Origin of the sequence: Pseudomonas paeninsulae (genome assembly GCF_035621475.1) — a bacterium.
GTDB classification, from domain to species: Bacteria; Pseudomonadota; Gammaproteobacteria; order Pseudomonadales; family Pseudomonadaceae; genus Aquipseudomonas; species Aquipseudomonas paeninsulae.
This window is the reverse complement of sequence record NZ_CP141799.1, coordinates 1,237,074-1,252,876: the sequence shown is the minus strand read 5'-3', so window position 1 is coordinate 1,252,876 and position 15,803 is coordinate 1,237,074. Positions and strand designations below refer to the sequence as shown.

The following is a 15,803-nucleotide window of genomic DNA, read 5'->3' as shown; positions in this document are numbered from 1 at the left end:
GGGCAACCCAGGGCGTCGGCGAGGTGGGCGCTGGTCAGCCTGTCACTCACCATGTTGCTGTCCTCGTTGGCCAGCAGCATCACCAATATCAGCTTGCCGACCCTGGCCCAGGCATTCGACGCAAGTTTTCACAGCGTCCAGTGGGTCGTCCTCGCCTATCTCCTGGCTATCACCAGCCTGATCGTCAGTGTCGGGCGGCTCGGCGACATGCTCGGCCGCCGACGGCTGATGCTGGCGGGAATACTCGTGTTTACGCTCGCCTCTGCCTTGTGCGGCGTAGCCCCCACGCTTTGGCTGCTGATCGCCGCCCGTGCGCTGCAGGGCCTCGGGGCGGCGATCATGATGGCCCTGACCATGGCGTTGATTGGCGAGACGGTGGCCAAGGAGAAAACCGGCAGCGCCATGGGCCTGCTCGGCACCCTGTCGGCGATCGGCACCGCACTTGGCCCGACCCTTGGCGGTGTGCTGATCGCCGGTCCCGGTTGGCGGGCCATCTTCCTCATCAACCTGCCGCTAGGTCTGCTGGCATTGATCCTGGCCGCTCGCCACCTGCCCGCCGATCGGCCGCTAGCGCTGGCCGAGCGTGTCCGTTTCGACCACCTGGGCACGCTGCTGCTCGTCCTGACACTCGCCGCCTACGCGCTGGCCATGACGCTGGGGCGCGGCAGTTTCGGCCTGCTCAATGCGGCGCTGCTGGCCGCGGCGGCGGTGGGCGCCGGCCTCTTTCTGCGGGTCGAAAGCAAAGCGGCTTCACCGCTGATCCGCCTGGCGATGTTCCGCGACTCGACGCTCGGAGCGAGCTTTGCGATGAGCGCCCTGGTCATGACGGTGATGATGGCAACGCTGGTGGTCGGTCCGTTCTACCTCTGCGCTGCGCTTGGGCTCGATGCGGCCCGGGTCGGACTGGCCATGTCATTCGGCCCGATCATCTCGGCGCTGACGGGCGTGCCCGCCGGGCGCATCGTCGACCGGTTCGGCGCACCGCGCATGAGCATAACCGGGCTCAGCATCATGGCGGCCGGCGCACTCATCCTGCCCGTACTGCCCATGAGTCTCGGTGTCCCGGGTTACATCGCCGCACTTATCGTCCTGACTGCCGGCTATGCGCTATTCCAGGCGGCCAACAACACCGCGGTCATGGCGAATGTGCATCCAGACCGGCGCGGCGTGGTCTCCGGCTTGCTCAACCTGTCGCGCAATCTCGGTTTGATCACCGGCGCTTCCGTGATGGGCTCGGTGTTCGCGTTCGGCGCGGCAACGACCGACATCAGCACCGCGCATCCCGAGGCTGTTGCACTCGGCATGCGCACCACCTTCGCCGTCGCCGCGATCCTGATTGTCATCGCTCTCGCCATCGCCATTGCCAGCCATGTCCTGGCGCCGCACATCGCTGCGGCAAAAGAGGGACAGGAACAGGGGCGCAGCGCTGGCTGAGCGCTGAGCAATTTGCGGCCGTTGACTGCATTAGCTGACTATCTGCAAGAGTTCGATAGTGGTCATTCCGGGCCGGCAGCCAGCGGCCAGGAGTAGGCGCTCTGATCCATAACTAGAACTGTGCCCTTTGCCGCTTTTCCCACGGTGTTAGCGTTGCACGCGGCAGATGAGGGGGACAGAGTCCGTGCCCTTCTTCGGGAAATGTCTTTCGCGGCGCCCGGCCCATACGAGCTACTTGCAGCCTTGGTCAGTCTGGTGCTTGGATACTTGCAGTCCTTCGCCCTGGGTTGATCGACTCGAGAGAAACCGCAACCATGCAGACAGAAACAACACTCAGCCAATAGACCCGTGAAGCCATGAACGAATGCCCCAAATGCGGTTACCTGCGCACCGCCAAAGATGCGCCCATTCACCGTGATATCTGCCCAGGTTGCGGTATTGCGATCAACAAGTGGTTGGCACGTGCCGACAGTGCAGCGGCGGATACGAGCGCCCTATCCATCGGCGAGCCACAGCGCATGGGTGCGCGCGAGCACTTCATGCAGCTGCCGGGGCGTGTCGATACAGCCAGTCTGTATGGCCGCGGCCTGTTGTCCGTGGCGTTGTCACTCTGGGCGCTGTGGTTCATGGCGCACGGTATCGATTGGGCAATTATCGGCGGCTCGTTCATGCACAACATCAATCTGCCGTTCCATGAGTTTGGCCATGTGCTGTTTTCGCCGCTGGGGCGATTCATGGCCATCCTCGGCGGTAGCCTGTTTCAGGTGCTGCTGCCGTTGATCCTGTTGGTTGCCTTCAGCTTCTTTCACCAGGACAACTACGCGGCCAGCGTGACGCTCTGGTGGTGCGGGCAGAGCTTGGTCGACCTGGCCCCGTATATTGCCGATGCGCCTTACCGGGCAATGCCGCTGGTGGGCGGTGGTGGGAAGGAGTCGCATGACTGGGGCAACCTGCTGAGCATGACGGGCACCCTGGATTGCGCCCAGACATTCGCCCGAATCAGCTTCGTATTGGGCATCGGCATCATGTTCGCTGCGCTGGTGTGGGGCGCGCGCTTGTTGCTCAAGCAACGCCGACAGCTGTCGGCGTAGGGGCTAAACGGGGCCGATTCATTCTGCGATCTAGCCGGCGGCTGATGGCCGAACCCTGCCAGTCAAAAGCAACGCCAGGTGTCCCAAGCAGACAGGCATAACGCCCAACGGCAACGCCTGCCTAGCCCAGTCTGTCTGTCCATCATCCCATTGCCGCGATCCATGCCAGGCTGGCGTTTACTTGCTCGCCGCCTCTAACCGCGTCGCGGCAAGCATTGCTCTGTGCATGGATTCTGGGGCGGCGGTTAGCCGTGATGGGTAGCGCTGCGCTCAATGCCATCCTGCATAGCTGGCGTCTTCGCCGGCTGGCTGGGCGAAGCTCGCCAGGCCGGGGATTGCTCACACCGGCAGAACGGAGCAGCGCAGGCGCCTATCAACCATCCCGCGTCAGCACTTCCAGCAGTTCGATCTCGAAGATCAGGTTGGAGTTGGGCTTGATATGGGGGCCGAACTCTCTTTCGCCGTAGCCGAGATGGGCCGGGACGAAGAGTTTGCGTTTGCCGCCGACTTTCATGCCCATCAGGCCTTGGTCCCAGCCTTTGATCACCCGTCCGGTGCCGATCACGCACTGGAAGGGTTTGCCGCGATCGTAGGAGGAGTCGAACTTGCTGCCGTTTTCGAGAAAACCGTTGTATTGGGTGGTGATCAAGGCACCCTTGACCACTGCCTTGCCCTCGCCCACTTGAATATCTTCGATTTGCAATTCGCCGCTCATCACCTGCCCTCCTCATTCGCCAGCCCGGCTAACCAGCCTGGGTTTACCCAGAAGTTGTGCTGCCTGGTAAACGAGTTTAATCCAGTCGGCGCCCGAGCGCTGTTGCCAGGTCGGTCCGTATCCGCTCGACAGGGGCGACAGGCCAAAGCATCGCGCCGGGTTCGGCACCGTGGATTGCCGGACGATGCGGGCAGCTGACTGATTATTGGGCATCGGAGCGATTTTTCTTGGTTGCGGAAGTCGCGTTAGCCTGCGCCCAGCAGCTCTGCCGCGACCTTACTCAGCATGCAGGTTTCGCGCTGGATGGACTGGCCCATGCTGCTTTCCTAGCGCGGCATCACCGCCTGGTTGTGGCCAATGGCCTCGTGCAGGTTGACCCAGCGCGGGCGCATGCCGTTGGCCAGTTCAGGGCTCTGCATCCTGACAGGCTGCAATTGCGCGGCGATGTCGCAGACAAACAAGTGCGGGGTCATGTGCATCAGGTCGTAGCCGGGCTTCCAGCAAGGCCGGTATTCCTCGATAACCCCATAGTTACGCCACACCTTGATCGCGCCGGCGCCCGCTACTTCTGTAGCCGTGGCAGCAGCTCGCGCACATTGCTCGGCCGCTGGCTGAGAAAACGCGTGCAGCTGACGCGCAGGAAGGAGGCGAAATTTACCACCTCGCCTCGGTAGTCCATGACTTCGTCGTAGAGCTTGCTGATCAACTGGTTGGTGCTCATGCCATCGACCGCCGCGATCTCGGCGAGGATGTCCCAGAACTGGTTTTCCAGGCGCAGGGTGGTGACCACACCGCGGATGCGCAGCGAGCGCGAGCGCGATTCGTAGAGAATCGGGTCGGCTTTGACGTAGAGCTCGCACATAGGGCGTCTTGCCTCGATCGGGGGACGGGTAATAGCGCCGGGCAGGCGCCAGTGCAGAGACGCCTGTCCGGGCGGCAGTCTACAGGCTGATCTGGGTGCCCAGCAGCTTGAGGAAACCGGCCAGCCAGGCCGGATGCGCAGGCCAGGCCGGGGCGGTGACCAGGTTACCCTGAACATGGGCCTGGTCTACGGCGATCTCCATGTAGCGGCCACCCGCCAGCTGCACTTCCGGCCCGCAGGCCGGGTAAGCACTGCATTCACGGCCGTCGAGCACACCGGCGGCGGCCAGCAGTTGGGCGCCATGGCACACCGCGGCGATGGGCTTGTTGGCTGCATTGAAGGCCTGCACCAGGGCCAGTACCTCGGCATTCAAGCGCAGGTATTCCGGGGCGCGGCCGCCGGGAATCAGCAGGGCATCGTAATCACCAGCCTTGACCTGGCTGAAGTCGAAGTTCAGGCCAAAGTTGTGCCCGGGCTTTTCACTGTAGGTCTGGTCGCCTTCGAAGTCGTGGATGGCGGTACGCACCGATTGCCCGGCGCTCTTGCCCGGACAGACCGCATGCACGGTATGGCCAACCATCTGCAGCGCCTGGAACGGCACCATCACTTCGTAGTCTTCGACGTAGTCGCCGACCAGCATCAGAATCTTTTTCGCAGCCATGAATTTTCTCCTGTAACGGGTTGAGGGAGCGATACAAGTATCCGCCCCGCATCCAGCGCGCAGGTAATAGCCTAGAACTACATCGCCAGGAAACACACCCGCACGTCGGGCTGCTGCATCCGGGCGAAAGGCGGCTTAGCGACGGCGGTCGAGCAGGTTCACCACCAGCCGATCCAGCCAACCCCACAGGCGTTCCTGCACGCGCCGCCACCAGGGCCGGGCGTGCCAGAGTTCCTGACTGATCTCGAGGCTATCGGCGAAATCCGCCTGGAAGCTGGCGGCCACGGCGGCAGTCAACTCCGGGTCGAGTGCTTCGAGGTTGGCGTCGAGATTAAAGCGCAGGTTCCAGTGGTCGAAGTTGCACGAGCCGACGCTGACCCAGTCGTCCACCAGCACCATTTTTAGGTGCAAAAAACGTGGTTGGTATTCGAATATCTGCACCCCGGCCCTGAGCAGCTTCGGGTAGTAGCGCTGGCCGGCAAAGCGCACCGGCTGGTTGTCGGTGTGGCGGCCGCTGAGCAGCAGACGCACCTCGACCCCGCGCTCAGCCGCCTTGCGCAAGGCGCGGCGGACTTTCCAGGTCGGCAGAAAATACGGCGTGGCCAGCCAGATGCGTTGCTTGGCGCCGTGCAACGCACGCACCAGCGACTGCAGGATGTCGCGATGCTGGCGGGCATCGGCGTAGGCCACCCGGCCCAGGCCCTGGCCCACTGGCGGCGATAGCGGCAAGCGTTTCAGCCCAGGCGTCGCTCTCGGCCGCCAGGCAAAACGGGTCTGCAGGGCATGCCACTGACGGTCGAATAACGCCTGCCAGTCCGTCACCAGCGGCCCGCCGATCTCCACCATGACCTCACGCCAGGTGCTATCCGCTTCGCCCGGCATCCAGAACTGATCGGTCGCACCGGTGCCACCGATGAAGGCCAGCCGACCATCGACCAGCAACAGCTTGCGGTGGTCACGATAGAAATTACGCATACCACGGCGCCAGCGCAGCGGGTTGTAGCGCCGTAGTTGCACGCCCGCAGCGCTCAGGCGCTGGCGGTCGGCCTGGTGCAGGGCCTGGGAACCGTAATCGTCGAACAGGCAACGCACCGCGACGCCGCGCTGCGCCGCCGCGCACAATGCTTGCAACAGGGCGTCCGTGCAGGCGCCACTGGTCACCAGGTACAACTCCAGCGCGACCAACTGGCGCGCAGCGTCGATGGCCTCGATCATCCGCGGGAAGAAGGTCGGGCCATCGTTGAGCAAGGCAAATTGGTTGCCGCTACTCCAGGGAAAGACCATTCCTGGCATCAGTGCGCAGCCGGCAACAAGGAGCAGGTAAGGCGGATTCGCATAAGGCCCCGTAGGTTGAGCGTCGAGGTCGCCACGATAGTCGCCCGTGGCGGCCTTGCAAAGCCCGCTGCATCTGGTCACTCACGGCGCTGACGGAATTGACGCCGCGGGTAGCAACTGACACCCCTGCCGCGGACCGAGCCAGACGGCGCTGTGGCTGCGACCCAGGCCACTGGCGCTGACCCGTTTGCGGCTCTCGTCATCGAGCAACTGGCTGACCGGCACATACTGGCTCACATAGCCTTCACAGTAGGCCGCGGGGTTGTTCATCACATAGCGGCAGGAACAATATTCCTTGGCCGTATAGGCGCTGATGATGTCGGGGAAGGCCTGCAGGTGCGCACGGTTCTGCCAGCCGAGCCCCACCAGCAGCAGGACGATCACCAGCAGCAGCGTGCGCAACGGACGACGACGGATCATGGCTGCACCTCGCGGGCAAAGGCGGCGGTCACCCGCTTGAGCAACTGGTTGTGCTGGAAACTGGCGTCACGATCATCGGCGTAGCGCACGATCACCAGTTTTTCCGCTGGCAACACATACAGCCCCTGGCCCCAGTGACCGAGGGCGGCGAAGGCATCAGCCGGGGCATCCGCCCAGGGTCTGGCCGCGCCTGGCAACTCGGCGTTCAACCACCAGTGCCCGCCCGGCACGGCGTCCCCCGCGTTGGCGGCATGCGCCTGGTAAGTGGCCAACGGCGTGCGGTTGAATGCGACCCAGGCCGGCGGCAGCAACTGCTGCTCGCCCCAGCGGCCATCGCGCAGCATCAGCAGGCCAACCCGCGCCAGATCACTAGCGCTCATGTAGGCGTAGGACGAGGCGACGAAGGTGCCGACGGGGTCGGTTTCCCAGACCGCCGAGGTGATGCCGAGCGGCTCGAACAGCGCGCTCCAGGGATAGTCCGCATAGGCCTCGGTACCGACCATGCCCTTGAGGGCGGCAGACAGCACGTTGCTGTCGCCGCTGGAATAACGAAAGCGTGTGCCCGGCGCGGCAGCGGCGGCGTGCGCGGCGGTGAAGGCGGCCATATCCGCGCGGCCGTGGGTATAGAGCATGGCCACCACCGAGGATTTCAGCGGTGCGTATTCGTAGTCTTCGCGCCAGTCCAGACCCGAGGCCCAGTTGAGCAGGTGGCCGACCTTGATCGCCGGATGCCTGGCGAACGGCGGGTAATACTGCGCCACTGGTGCATCGAGCTTGAAGCGGCCCTGGCCATAGGCGACTCCCAGGGTGGTGGCGAGCAGGCTCTTGCTCATCGACCAGGTCAGGTGCGGCGTAGCGGCTCGCGTCGGCCCGGCGTAGCGCTGGTAAACCACCCGCCCATCGCGGATGACCAGCAAGGCATCGGTGCGCACCCCGGCGCGCTTTTCATCGTCGCGGGCGGGAAAGGCATAGGCCTCCAGCGCGGCGATGGCCGGACTCGCAGGCACGACTTCCCGCGCCCACTCGACAGCCGGCCAGCTTTCGGCCTGGACGAGGCCAGCGCCGCTCGTAATGGCGAGGATCAAAGCGAACCGATGCAGCAGGGATACGGGCATTGCAGAGCCTCCGCGGATGACCACGTGGCACCCTAGCATGCCGTCGATGACGCTAAAAAGCGTGCGACCGCAAGCGTCCCCGACCGACTATTCGTTGCATTTCTGAGCGGGCGGCGCCCTACGCCCAGGCATTGATTTTCGCCTGGCGAGCGTGCGCAGCAGTACAGCGCAGGGTTGCAGCCGCGCCGCCTGCTGGTCGTATCCGATCGCGCCCCTACGAACCCAGGCCCAAGGCGGTCTGGGCTTTAGCCAGGCGCTTGCCGCGCGCGGAGGCGGCAAGCGCCAGCAGGCTGCGGTCGCGCTGCCACAAGGCCGCCCAATCCGCCGGCCCGGCAGCGAAGGCCGCGTGCAACTCGGCGTCGAGTGCGGCGAACTGGGCGAACAACCCAGCCAGCAGCAGGTGCGTGGCGGGTTGCGCCGGGCCTTGCCGGGCCACTTCGGCGCAGCCGGCGAGCAGGCCGAGCAGGCGCAACTGCAATGCCTGCGGCCAGTCCGAGTCCTGCCCCACGCCATACAGCCAGGCGCCCACGGCGGTCAGCACGTGCAGATCTTCGATGCTGCGAAACGGCTTCACGTAGTCGTCCCAACCATCGCCGGCCAGGCGCTCGCAGTGGGCGCCATCCAGATGCAGGCGGGCGTGGCCGATATCGGGCATCAGGGGCAAGCTCGGCAGCACCTCGACGCGCACCCCGGGATCGCCATTGCGCACCACGCCCAGGGCCAAGCGCACCGGTTGCGCCGGCGGCCCTTCGCGGGCGGCGACCAGCAGCCAGTCGGCGGCATCGCCTGCCGTGACGAAATCCTTGCGGCCATGCAACAGCAGGTCGCTTAGTCGGGTCTGCATATCCGCCGGGCGCACGCTTTTATTCTCGGTGACACAGAGCGCGCCCAGCGACCAGGGTGCGGACGGCCAGAGCCCCCGCAGGGCGCCTTGATAACCGGCGAGGAAGGCCAGCCCCGGCGTCGCCGCCAAACGCCCGCCGAGCAAGGCCAACGCGAAGGGCGATGGCCTGCCCAGCCGCGTCAAGAGCGCGGCATACCAGGCCTCCAGGCTGCTGGCGGCCGGCAGGCGTTGATGGGTTTGCAACAGGGTTTGCCAGGGCATACGCAGTTCCTCAACCGAGTGGGAGTCGCAGCGGCTGTCACACAAGCATCACCAAAACTTCACAGGGGTGACACCGCCGCTACCTAGCCTGAGCTTGCCCAACAAGATCGACCGGCTGCAAGACAATAAGCCGGCCAACGGAGATGACGGCATGACCCAGATGGCAATCACCCGCGACCGCACCACCCCAGCACGTCGCTTGCAGGCCGAGCGTCTAGTCGGCCCCGCTGCCCTGCGTGAAGCCCAGGCCCTGCGCTTTCGCGTATTCAGCGCCGAGTTCGATGCCAAGCTCAAGGGTGCCGAACTCGGTCTGGATATGGATGACTACGACATTCACTGCCAGCACATCGGCGTGCGTGACCTGAACAGCGGCCTGCTGGTAGCCACCACCCGTCTGCTCGATCATCAGGCCGCCGCCGGCTTGGGCCGGTTCTACAGTGAAGAGGAGTTCAGCCTGCACGGCCTGCCGCACCTGCAAGGCCCGGTGCTGGAAATCGGCCGCACCTGCGTCGATAGCGCCTACCGCAACGGCGCCACCATCGCCGTGCTCTGGGGCGAACTGGCCGAAGTCCTCAACCAGGGCGATTACCGCTACCTGATGGGCTGCGCCAGCATCTCCATGCAGGACGGCGGCATCCAGGCCCAGGCGATCATGCAGCGCCTGCGCGAACGCTACCTGTGCACCGAACACCTGCGGGCCGAGCCGAAGACCCCGCTGCCGGCCCTGGAGGTGCCGAGCAACGTCATCGCCGAGATGCCACCCCTGCTCAAGGCCTACATGCGCCTGGGTGCAAAAATATGCGGCGAACCGTGCTGGGATCCCGATTTTCAGGTGGCCGACGTGTTCATCCTGCTCAAGCGCGACGAACTCTGTCCACGCTACGCCCGCCACTTCAAGGCGGCAGTCTGAACCAGCATGACTTGCAGGAGCGCCCGGGTCTGTGTAGACAGGGCTGGGCGATGTCGTCCGCCCTGTCTGGAGTACCCGATGAACAAGCTGCGCCTGTACCTGCGAATGCTGCGCCTGCTCGCCATCATCGGCCTGGTCACCCCGCTGGCCGGGATGCTGAGTCTACTGGAGCGTTTGCTGGGGCATGAGCTGATGGGCCTGCGCCAGCGCATGAGCCGCTGGTTCTTTGCGCGCATGAGCAAGGCCCTGCCATTTCGCCTGAGCGTGCACGGCGAACTGCCGCAGGAACCGATGCTGTGGGTCAGTAACCACATCTCCTGGACCGATATCCCGCTGCTCGGCATGCTCGCGCCGCTGTCGTTCCTGTCCAAGGCCGAGGTGCGCTCCTGGCCGCTGGCCGGCTGGCTGGCACACCAGGCCGGCACCCTGTTCATCCGCCGCGGCGCGGGCGACAGCAATTTGCTCAACCAACAACTCGGCCACCACCTGGGACAAGGCCGACCGTTGCTGATCTTCCCGGAAGGCACCACCACCGACGGCCTGGCCCTGCGTACCTTCCACGGCCGCCTGCTGAGCAGCGCCATCGATACCGGGGTGGCGCTGCAACCGGTCGCCATCCGCTACCTGCGCGACGGCCAGCCCTGCATGACCACGCCCTTTATCGGTGACGACGACATGCTCTCGCACCTGTTGCGCCTGCTCGCCAGTGACCCGATCGACGTGCAGATTCGTCTGCTGCAACCGATTGCCAGCGCCACGCTGAATCGCAACCAACTGGCACGCCGTGCCCACGCCGCCGTGGCCAGCGCCCTGGCGGCGGACAGCGAGGCGCCAGCTCAGGCCGCATGAATAACGCCCTGCGACCGACTACGGGTCTGTTCGCCAGTTGTTGCGTTTGCTCATTGAGCAAGGTCGCGTGGGCGACGAAGTCCTCGGCCGCGTCGTCGACTACTTGGCTCAAGGCCCAGCCGCCGCCCCTGTTTTCCTAGCCACTCGATGGCACGCTGCACGGCCTGTGCCGAAGGCGGGGAAAGGGCGGTTGCCACCAGAAGCTTGATCATCTCGCTGACTTCACCAACCCATGCTGGTGCGGTTATTCAACCGCGAGCAGGCCCTATGGTTTTGATCCAGATCAGACCACGTTCGGCGAATAAGACTACTGTGCCTCCACACGTATGGAGATGCCCGAATGGACACACCGCCACCTGTCCACGCCGAAACGGCCTGGCACACCCTCGACGCGCAGCAGGCCCTGGATGCCCTGCACAGTAGCCAAAGCGGCCTCGCCGAGGGTGAGGCGGCGCAACGCTTGCAACGCTACGGGGCCAATCGCCTGCCACCGCCCAAACGGCGCAGCGCGCTGCTACGTCTGTTGCTGCAATTCCACAACCTGTTGCTGTACATGATGATCGCGGCGTCTGCGGTCACCGCCCTGCTCGGCCACTGGATAGACACCGCGGTGATTCTCTCAGTGGTTTTGATCAATGCGCTGATCGGCTTCATCCAGGAGGGCAAGGCGGAGCACGCCCTGGATGCCATTCGCGACATGCTGTCGCTGCATGCCATGGTCGTGCGCGCTGGCGAACGCCGGGAAATACCTGCCGAACAACTGGTGCTGGGGGATATCGTCAGCCTGGTTTCCGGGGACAAGGTACCGGCCGACCTGCGCCTGCTCAGGGTAAAAAACTTCAACGTCGAGGAAGCCGCGCTGACCGGCGAGTCGGTGCCAGTGGAGAAATCCATCGACCCCAACAAAGCCGACGCGGTGCTCGGCGACCGCCGCTGCATGGCCTACTCGGGCACCCTGGTGAGCAGCGGCCAGGCCCTCGGCCTGGTGGTTGCCACCGCCAGCGCCACCGAACTGGGGCGCATCGGCAGCATGCTGCAACAGGTGCAGACGGTATCCACGCCACTACTGCGGCAGATCGACGGTTTCAGCCGCTGGTTGACCGTGGCCCTACTGGTCTTCGCCATCGGCACCTTCGCCCTCGGCACGCTGTGGCGCGGCCAGGATCCGGCCGAGATGTTCATGATGGTAGTGGCGCTGACCGTCGCCGCGATTCCAGAAGGGCTGCCGGCGATCATGACGGTTATTCTCGCCCTCGGTGTGCAACGCATGGCCCGCCACAATGCCATCGTACGGCGCCTGCCGGCGGTGGAAACCCTTGGTTCGGTCACAGTAATCTGCTCAGACAAGACCGGCACCCTGACCCGCAACGAGATGACCGTGCAGCGCCTGGTCAGCGCCCAGCGGATCGTCGATGTGAGCGGTGTCGGCTACGCCCCCGAGGGCGGATTTCATCTCGCTGGCCAGCCCCTGGCAACCGATCAGGCCCTGCTCGACATCGGCCGCGCAGCCCTGTTATGCAACGATGCTCGCCTTGAGGAAGACGCCGCCGGCAACTGGGTGCTGCATGGCGACCCCACCGAGGGCGCGCTCGCCACCCTGGCCTTGAAATGCGGCCTGGACCCTCTGACCCTGCAGGCAGAACTGCCACGTAGCGACGCCATTCCCTTCGAGTCGGAACACCGCTTCATGGCCACCCTGCACCATGACCACAGTGGCCATGGCGTGATCTACCTGAAAGGCGCGCCCGAGCGGCTGCTGGAAATATGCAGTAAACAGCGCACTGGCGACGGCGACCAGCCGCTCGACCCGGATTTCTGGCGTCGCCAGGCCACTGACCTGGCCGCCCACGGCCTGCGCCTGCTGGCCATTGCCAGCCGCCCGGCCGACGCCGAGCAACGCAACCTGAGTTTTGCCGATGTCGAGCAAGGCTTCACCCTGCTGGCCCTGTTCGGCATTATCGACCCGCCGCGCGCAGAGGCGATCGCCGCAGTGGCCGAGTGTCGGCGCGCCGGCATCTCGGTGAAGATGATCACCGGCGACCACGTCGAAACCGCCCGCGCCATCGGTGCGCAACTGGGCATCGGCATCGACCGCCCGGCCCTGACCGGCGCCGAAATCGAGCTGCTCGACGAGCGCAGCCTGCGCGAACTACTGCCCAGCATCGAGGTGTTCGCCCGCGCCAGCCCGGAACACAAGCTGCGCTTGGTGCAGGCCATGCAAGCCAACGGCGAAGTGGTGGCAATGACCGGTGACGGGGTCAATGATGCGCCAGCACTGAAGCGCGCGGATGTCGGCGTGGCCATGGGCCACAAGGGCACCGAGGCGGCCAAGGAAGCCGCGGCAGTAGTACTCACCGACGACAACTTCGCCACTATCGCCAATGCCGTGCGCGAAGGCCGCTCGATCTACGACAACCTGAAGAAATTCATCCTGTTCGTCCTGCCGACCAACGGCGGCGAAGCCTTGATCGTGATCGCCGCGATCCTGTTCCAGTTGACCCTGCCACTGACCCCGGCCCAGGTGCTGTGGATCAACATGGTCACCTCCATCACCCTGGCCCTGGCACTGGCCTTCGAACCGTCCGAACAGGGACTGATGACGCGCCCGCCGCGCCCCCCAGGCGAACCGCTGCTCTCGGGCTTTTTCGTCTGGCGCGTGCTGATGGTGTCACTACTGATGATGGCCGGCGCCCTCGGTTTATTTCTCTGGGAACTGCAGCACGGGAACAGCCTGGAAGGTGCCCGGACCATGGCGGTGAACACCGTGGTGATGTGCGAGATGTTCTACCTGCTGAACAGCCGGCATATCTTCGACTCGGTGCTCAATCGTCAGGGGTTGCTGGGCAATCCCAAGGTGTTGTTGGCCATCGCCGTGTGTCTGCTGCTGCAACTGCTGTTCACCTATGCAGCGCCCCTGCAGCGAGTATTCGGCTCCATCGGCCTGACTGCCGCTGAATGGTTGCGGGTGCTGCTGGCCGGTTTGCTGCTGTTCAGCGTGGCGGAGCTGGAGAAAGCCGTGATCCGCCGTTTTCGCTTGCATCCCCAGGCGTTGAAGCGCCAGTAGGCTGATGGGGGCGCTTAACGGGAGCGCCTGGGCGACGTTCCGCTGCAGCTGCGAATTTTGCGATGCACAGCAAAAGCTTCGCGGCTGCAGCCGCTCCTAACTCGGCGGCAGGCTATCTGCCTGCCGCCGTCAACTGTGTACCCACGAACTCGAGCAACTCGGGGTAGAAGGCGCGAAAGTCCGCACTCAGCGGCACATACAGACGCTCCAGCTCGAGCAGGCTGCCATCCAGCACACCGGGCCGTGACAGCCGCCGGCCCATACCGGCAATCACCTGCTCCAGCACGGCGAAATCGCGGTAGCTGCCGAGCCAGTCCTGGGCCGCCATGCGCGGCGCAATCAGGGCCAGGCGCTCGGGCAAAATCGGCTCGTCGGCCAAGATCTGATACACCCGCCCGGTGAATTGCGCCAGCGGCTCGTCGGCGTAATCCGGCCAATTCAGCGCCAAGCAGTGGTCGAAGAACAGGTCCAGGAGGATTCCGGCATAGCGTCGCCGCTCGGCGGGAAAGCGCGCCCGGGCCTGGGCCAGCAGCGCATGGCTGTCGGTAAAGGCATCGATGCGCCGGTGCAGGACGATCGCGGCTTCGATATCCGCGGGCCACTGCCCGGCCAGCCGGCCTTTGACGAAATCGCCATACAGGCTGCCAAGCAGTTGCGCCGGCGCGTCGCCGCCAAGATGCAGATGAGCGAGGTAGTTCATAGCTCAGAGCTTACACATCAGTGCGGGCAATGAGCACTATCGGCGTAAACGATCTGTGTATCGCCGCGCACCGATATACAGTTCGTCCCATCGCGATTTGGCGCTACAGCAACCCTGGAAACTGCACACATGCCCATCGACATCGATGACGTGATCAAAGCCCTGGCCCACCCGGTGCGCCGCGACATCCTGCACTGGCTGAAGGACCCACAGGCGTACTTCGCCGACCAGGACCACCCGCTGGAGAACGGCGTGTGTGCCGGCAAGATCGACCAACGCACCGGATTGTCGCAATCGACGGTATCGGTCCATCTGGCGACCCTGCAACGGGCCGGCCTGGTGACCAGCAAGAAGGTTGGCCAGTGGCACTTCTTCAAACGCAACGAAGAAACCATTCAGGCGTTTCTGCGCCATCTCAGCCAAGAGCTCTAACCACTCCTACATTTCTGCTCCCCACGACCGAGGAATACTCAATGCCTACGCTTTTCGACCCGATCAAGATCGGCGAGCTGGAGCTCGCCAACCGCATCATCATGGCGCCGCTGACCCGCACTCGCGCCGACGCAGGGCGCGTGCCCAACGCGCTGATGGCCGAGTACTACGTGCAGCGCGCCTCCGCCGGTCTGATCATCAGCGAGGCCACCGCGGTCACGCCGATGGGCGTTGGCTACCCGGACACCCCCGGCATCTGGTCCGATGCGCAGGTACGCGGCTGGAGCAATATCACCAAGGCAGTGCATGCCAATGGCGGCAAGATCGTCCTGCAGCTGTGGCATGTCGGGCGCATCTCCCACCCCAGTTACCTGAATGGCGCCGCCCCGGTTGCGCCCAGCGCCATCGCACCGGCCGGCCATGTCAGCCTGGTGCGTCCAATCACTGAATACGTCACCCCGCGCGCCCTGGAGACCGAGGAAATCGCCGATATCGTCGAGGCTTATCGCCAGGGTGCGGAGAACGCCAAGGCCGCCGGGTTTGACGGTGTGGAAATCCACGGCGCCAACGGCTACCTGCTCGACCAGTTCCTCCAGGACAGCACCAACCAGCGCAGCGACCGCTACGGCGGCTCCCTGGAAAACCGCGCGCGACTGATGCTGGAAGTCACCGATGCGGTGATTTCGGTGTGGGGCGCCGGCCGGGTCGGCATGCACCTGGCGCCGCGCGCAGACAGCCACGACATGGGCGACAGCCAGCGCGCCGAAACCTTCACCTACATTGCCCGCGAACTGGGCAAGCGCGGCATCGCCTTTATCTGTGCCCGCGAGAAGGAAGCCGATGACAGCCTGGCTTCGAGTCTCAAGCAAGCCTTCGGGGGCGTGTTCATCGCCAACGAGCGCTTCACCAAGGCGCAGGCCAACGCCTGGCTGGAAAGCGGCAAGGCCGATGCCGTGGCCTTCGGCATTCCCTTTATCGCCAACCCGGACCTGCCCGCCCGCCTCGCCGAGGACGCCGAATTAAATGAACCGCAGCCGGCAACCTTTTATGGTTCCGGGCCGGTTGGCTATATCGATTACCCACGGTTGTAACGATGTCGGGCGCGTGATG

General features: G+C 64.6%; 16 protein-coding genes. 7 read left to right on the top strand and 9 right to left on the bottom strand.

Annotated features, from left to right (window positions below; all coding sequences use genetic code 11):
- The first annotated feature begins 51 nt into the window (after positions 1-51).
- Both VCJ09_RS05720 and VCJ09_RS05715 read left to right on the top strand, forming a co-directional pair.
- A complete protein-coding gene (locus tag VCJ09_RS05720; protein ID WP_324734604.1) occupies positions 52-1,434 on the top strand; it encodes an MFS transporter in 1,383 nt (460 codons plus the stop codon).
- 356 nt (positions 1,435-1,790) lie between these two features.
- Positions 1,791-2,525 (top strand): TFIIB-type zinc ribbon-containing protein, encoded by a 735-nt coding sequence (locus VCJ09_RS05715; protein ID WP_324733498.1) that lies wholly within the window; start codon positions 1,791-1,793, stop codon positions 2,523-2,525.
- A gap of 373 nt (positions 2,526-2,898) precedes the next feature.
- Here VCJ09_RS05715 and VCJ09_RS05710 read toward each other — a convergent pair whose 3' ends face one another.
- From VCJ09_RS05710 to VCJ09_RS05675, 8 genes are all read right to left on the bottom strand, one after another.
- Positions 2,899-3,240: an FKBP-type peptidyl-prolyl cis-trans isomerase gene (locus tag VCJ09_RS05710; RefSeq protein ID WP_324733497.1), complete on the bottom strand. Its 342-nt coding sequence runs from the start codon at positions 3,238-3,240 to the stop codon at positions 2,899-2,901.
- 326 nt (positions 3,241-3,566) lie between these two features.
- Positions 3,567-3,782 carry a hypothetical protein gene (locus VCJ09_RS05705; protein WP_407693011.1) on the bottom strand — a complete coding sequence of 72 codons (216 nt, stop codon included), beginning with the start codon at positions 3,780-3,782 and terminating at the stop codon, positions 3,567-3,569.
- Between the two features lie 20 nt (positions 3,783-3,802).
- Positions 3,803-4,102, bottom strand: coding sequence for a ribbon-helix-helix domain-containing protein (locus tag VCJ09_RS05700; RefSeq protein WP_324733496.1), 300 nt, complete (start codon positions 4,100-4,102; stop codon positions 3,803-3,805).
- Between the two features lie 79 nt (positions 4,103-4,181).
- On the bottom strand, positions 4,182-4,763 hold the full coding sequence (locus tag VCJ09_RS05695; protein WP_079200976.1) for a DJ-1/PfpI family protein: 582 nt from the start codon (positions 4,761-4,763) through the stop codon (positions 4,182-4,184).
- 135 nt (positions 4,764-4,898) lie between these two features.
- On the bottom strand, positions 4,899-6,056 hold the full coding sequence (locus VCJ09_RS05690; RefSeq protein ID WP_324733495.1) for a phospholipase D-like domain-containing protein: 1,158 nt from the start codon (positions 6,054-6,056) through the stop codon (positions 4,899-4,901).
- 123 nt (positions 6,057-6,179) lie between these two features.
- A complete protein-coding gene (locus VCJ09_RS05685) occupies positions 6,180-6,518 on the bottom strand; it encodes an amidase (RefSeq protein WP_324733494.1) in 339 nt (112 codons plus the stop codon).
- Entirely contained in the window at positions 6,515-7,633 is a 1,119-nt protein-coding gene (locus tag VCJ09_RS05680; protein ID WP_324733493.1) for a serine hydrolase domain-containing protein, read from the bottom strand. The genes VCJ09_RS05685 and VCJ09_RS05680 overlap by 4 nt, the downstream gene beginning before the upstream one ends.
- A 214-nt stretch (positions 7,634-7,847) precedes the next feature.
- A complete protein-coding gene (locus VCJ09_RS05675; protein ID WP_324733492.1) occupies positions 7,848-8,738 on the bottom strand; it encodes an acyl-CoA dehydrogenase middle domain-containing protein in 891 nt (296 codons plus the stop codon).
- Between the two features lie 151 nt (positions 8,739-8,889).
- Between VCJ09_RS05675 and olsB the strand changes: the two genes are divergently transcribed.
- From olsB to VCJ09_RS05660, 3 genes are all read left to right on the top strand, one after another.
- A complete protein-coding gene (gene olsB / locus VCJ09_RS05670; protein ID WP_324733491.1) occupies positions 8,890-9,648 on the top strand; it encodes an L-ornithine N(alpha)-acyltransferase in 759 nt (252 codons plus the stop codon).
- A 78-nt stretch (positions 9,649-9,726) separates the two neighbouring features.
- On the top strand, positions 9,727-10,497 hold the full coding sequence (locus VCJ09_RS05665; protein WP_324733490.1) for a lysophospholipid acyltransferase family protein: 771 nt from the start codon (positions 9,727-9,729) through the stop codon (positions 10,495-10,497).
- A gap of 340 nt (positions 10,498-10,837) precedes the next feature.
- Positions 10,838-13,561: a cation-transporting P-type ATPase gene (locus tag VCJ09_RS05660; protein WP_324733489.1), complete on the top strand. Its 2,724-nt coding sequence runs from the start codon at positions 10,838-10,840 to the stop codon at positions 13,559-13,561.
- Positions 13,562-13,673: 112 nt separating this feature from the next.
- Here the strand turns inward: VCJ09_RS05660 and VCJ09_RS05655 are convergent, their stop codons facing one another.
- On the bottom strand, positions 13,674-14,261 hold the full coding sequence (locus VCJ09_RS05655; protein ID WP_324733488.1) for an acyl carrier protein phosphodiesterase: 588 nt from the start codon (positions 14,259-14,261) through the stop codon (positions 13,674-13,676).
- 129 nt (positions 14,262-14,390) lie between these two features.
- On the opposite strand from VCJ09_RS05655, the gene VCJ09_RS05650 reads away from it, so the two are divergent.
- Together VCJ09_RS05650 and VCJ09_RS05645 are read left to right on the top strand one after the other, a co-directional pair.
- A complete protein-coding gene (locus tag VCJ09_RS05650; protein WP_324733487.1) occupies positions 14,391-14,693 on the top strand; it encodes an ArsR/SmtB family transcription factor in 303 nt (100 codons plus the stop codon).
- Positions 14,694-14,734: 41 nt separating this feature from the next.
- Complete coding sequence (locus tag VCJ09_RS05645) at positions 14,735-15,784, top strand: alkene reductase (RefSeq protein ID WP_324733486.1); 1,050 nt, start codon at positions 14,735-14,737, stop codon at positions 15,782-15,784.
- Positions 15,785-15,803: the final 19 nt, after the last annotated feature.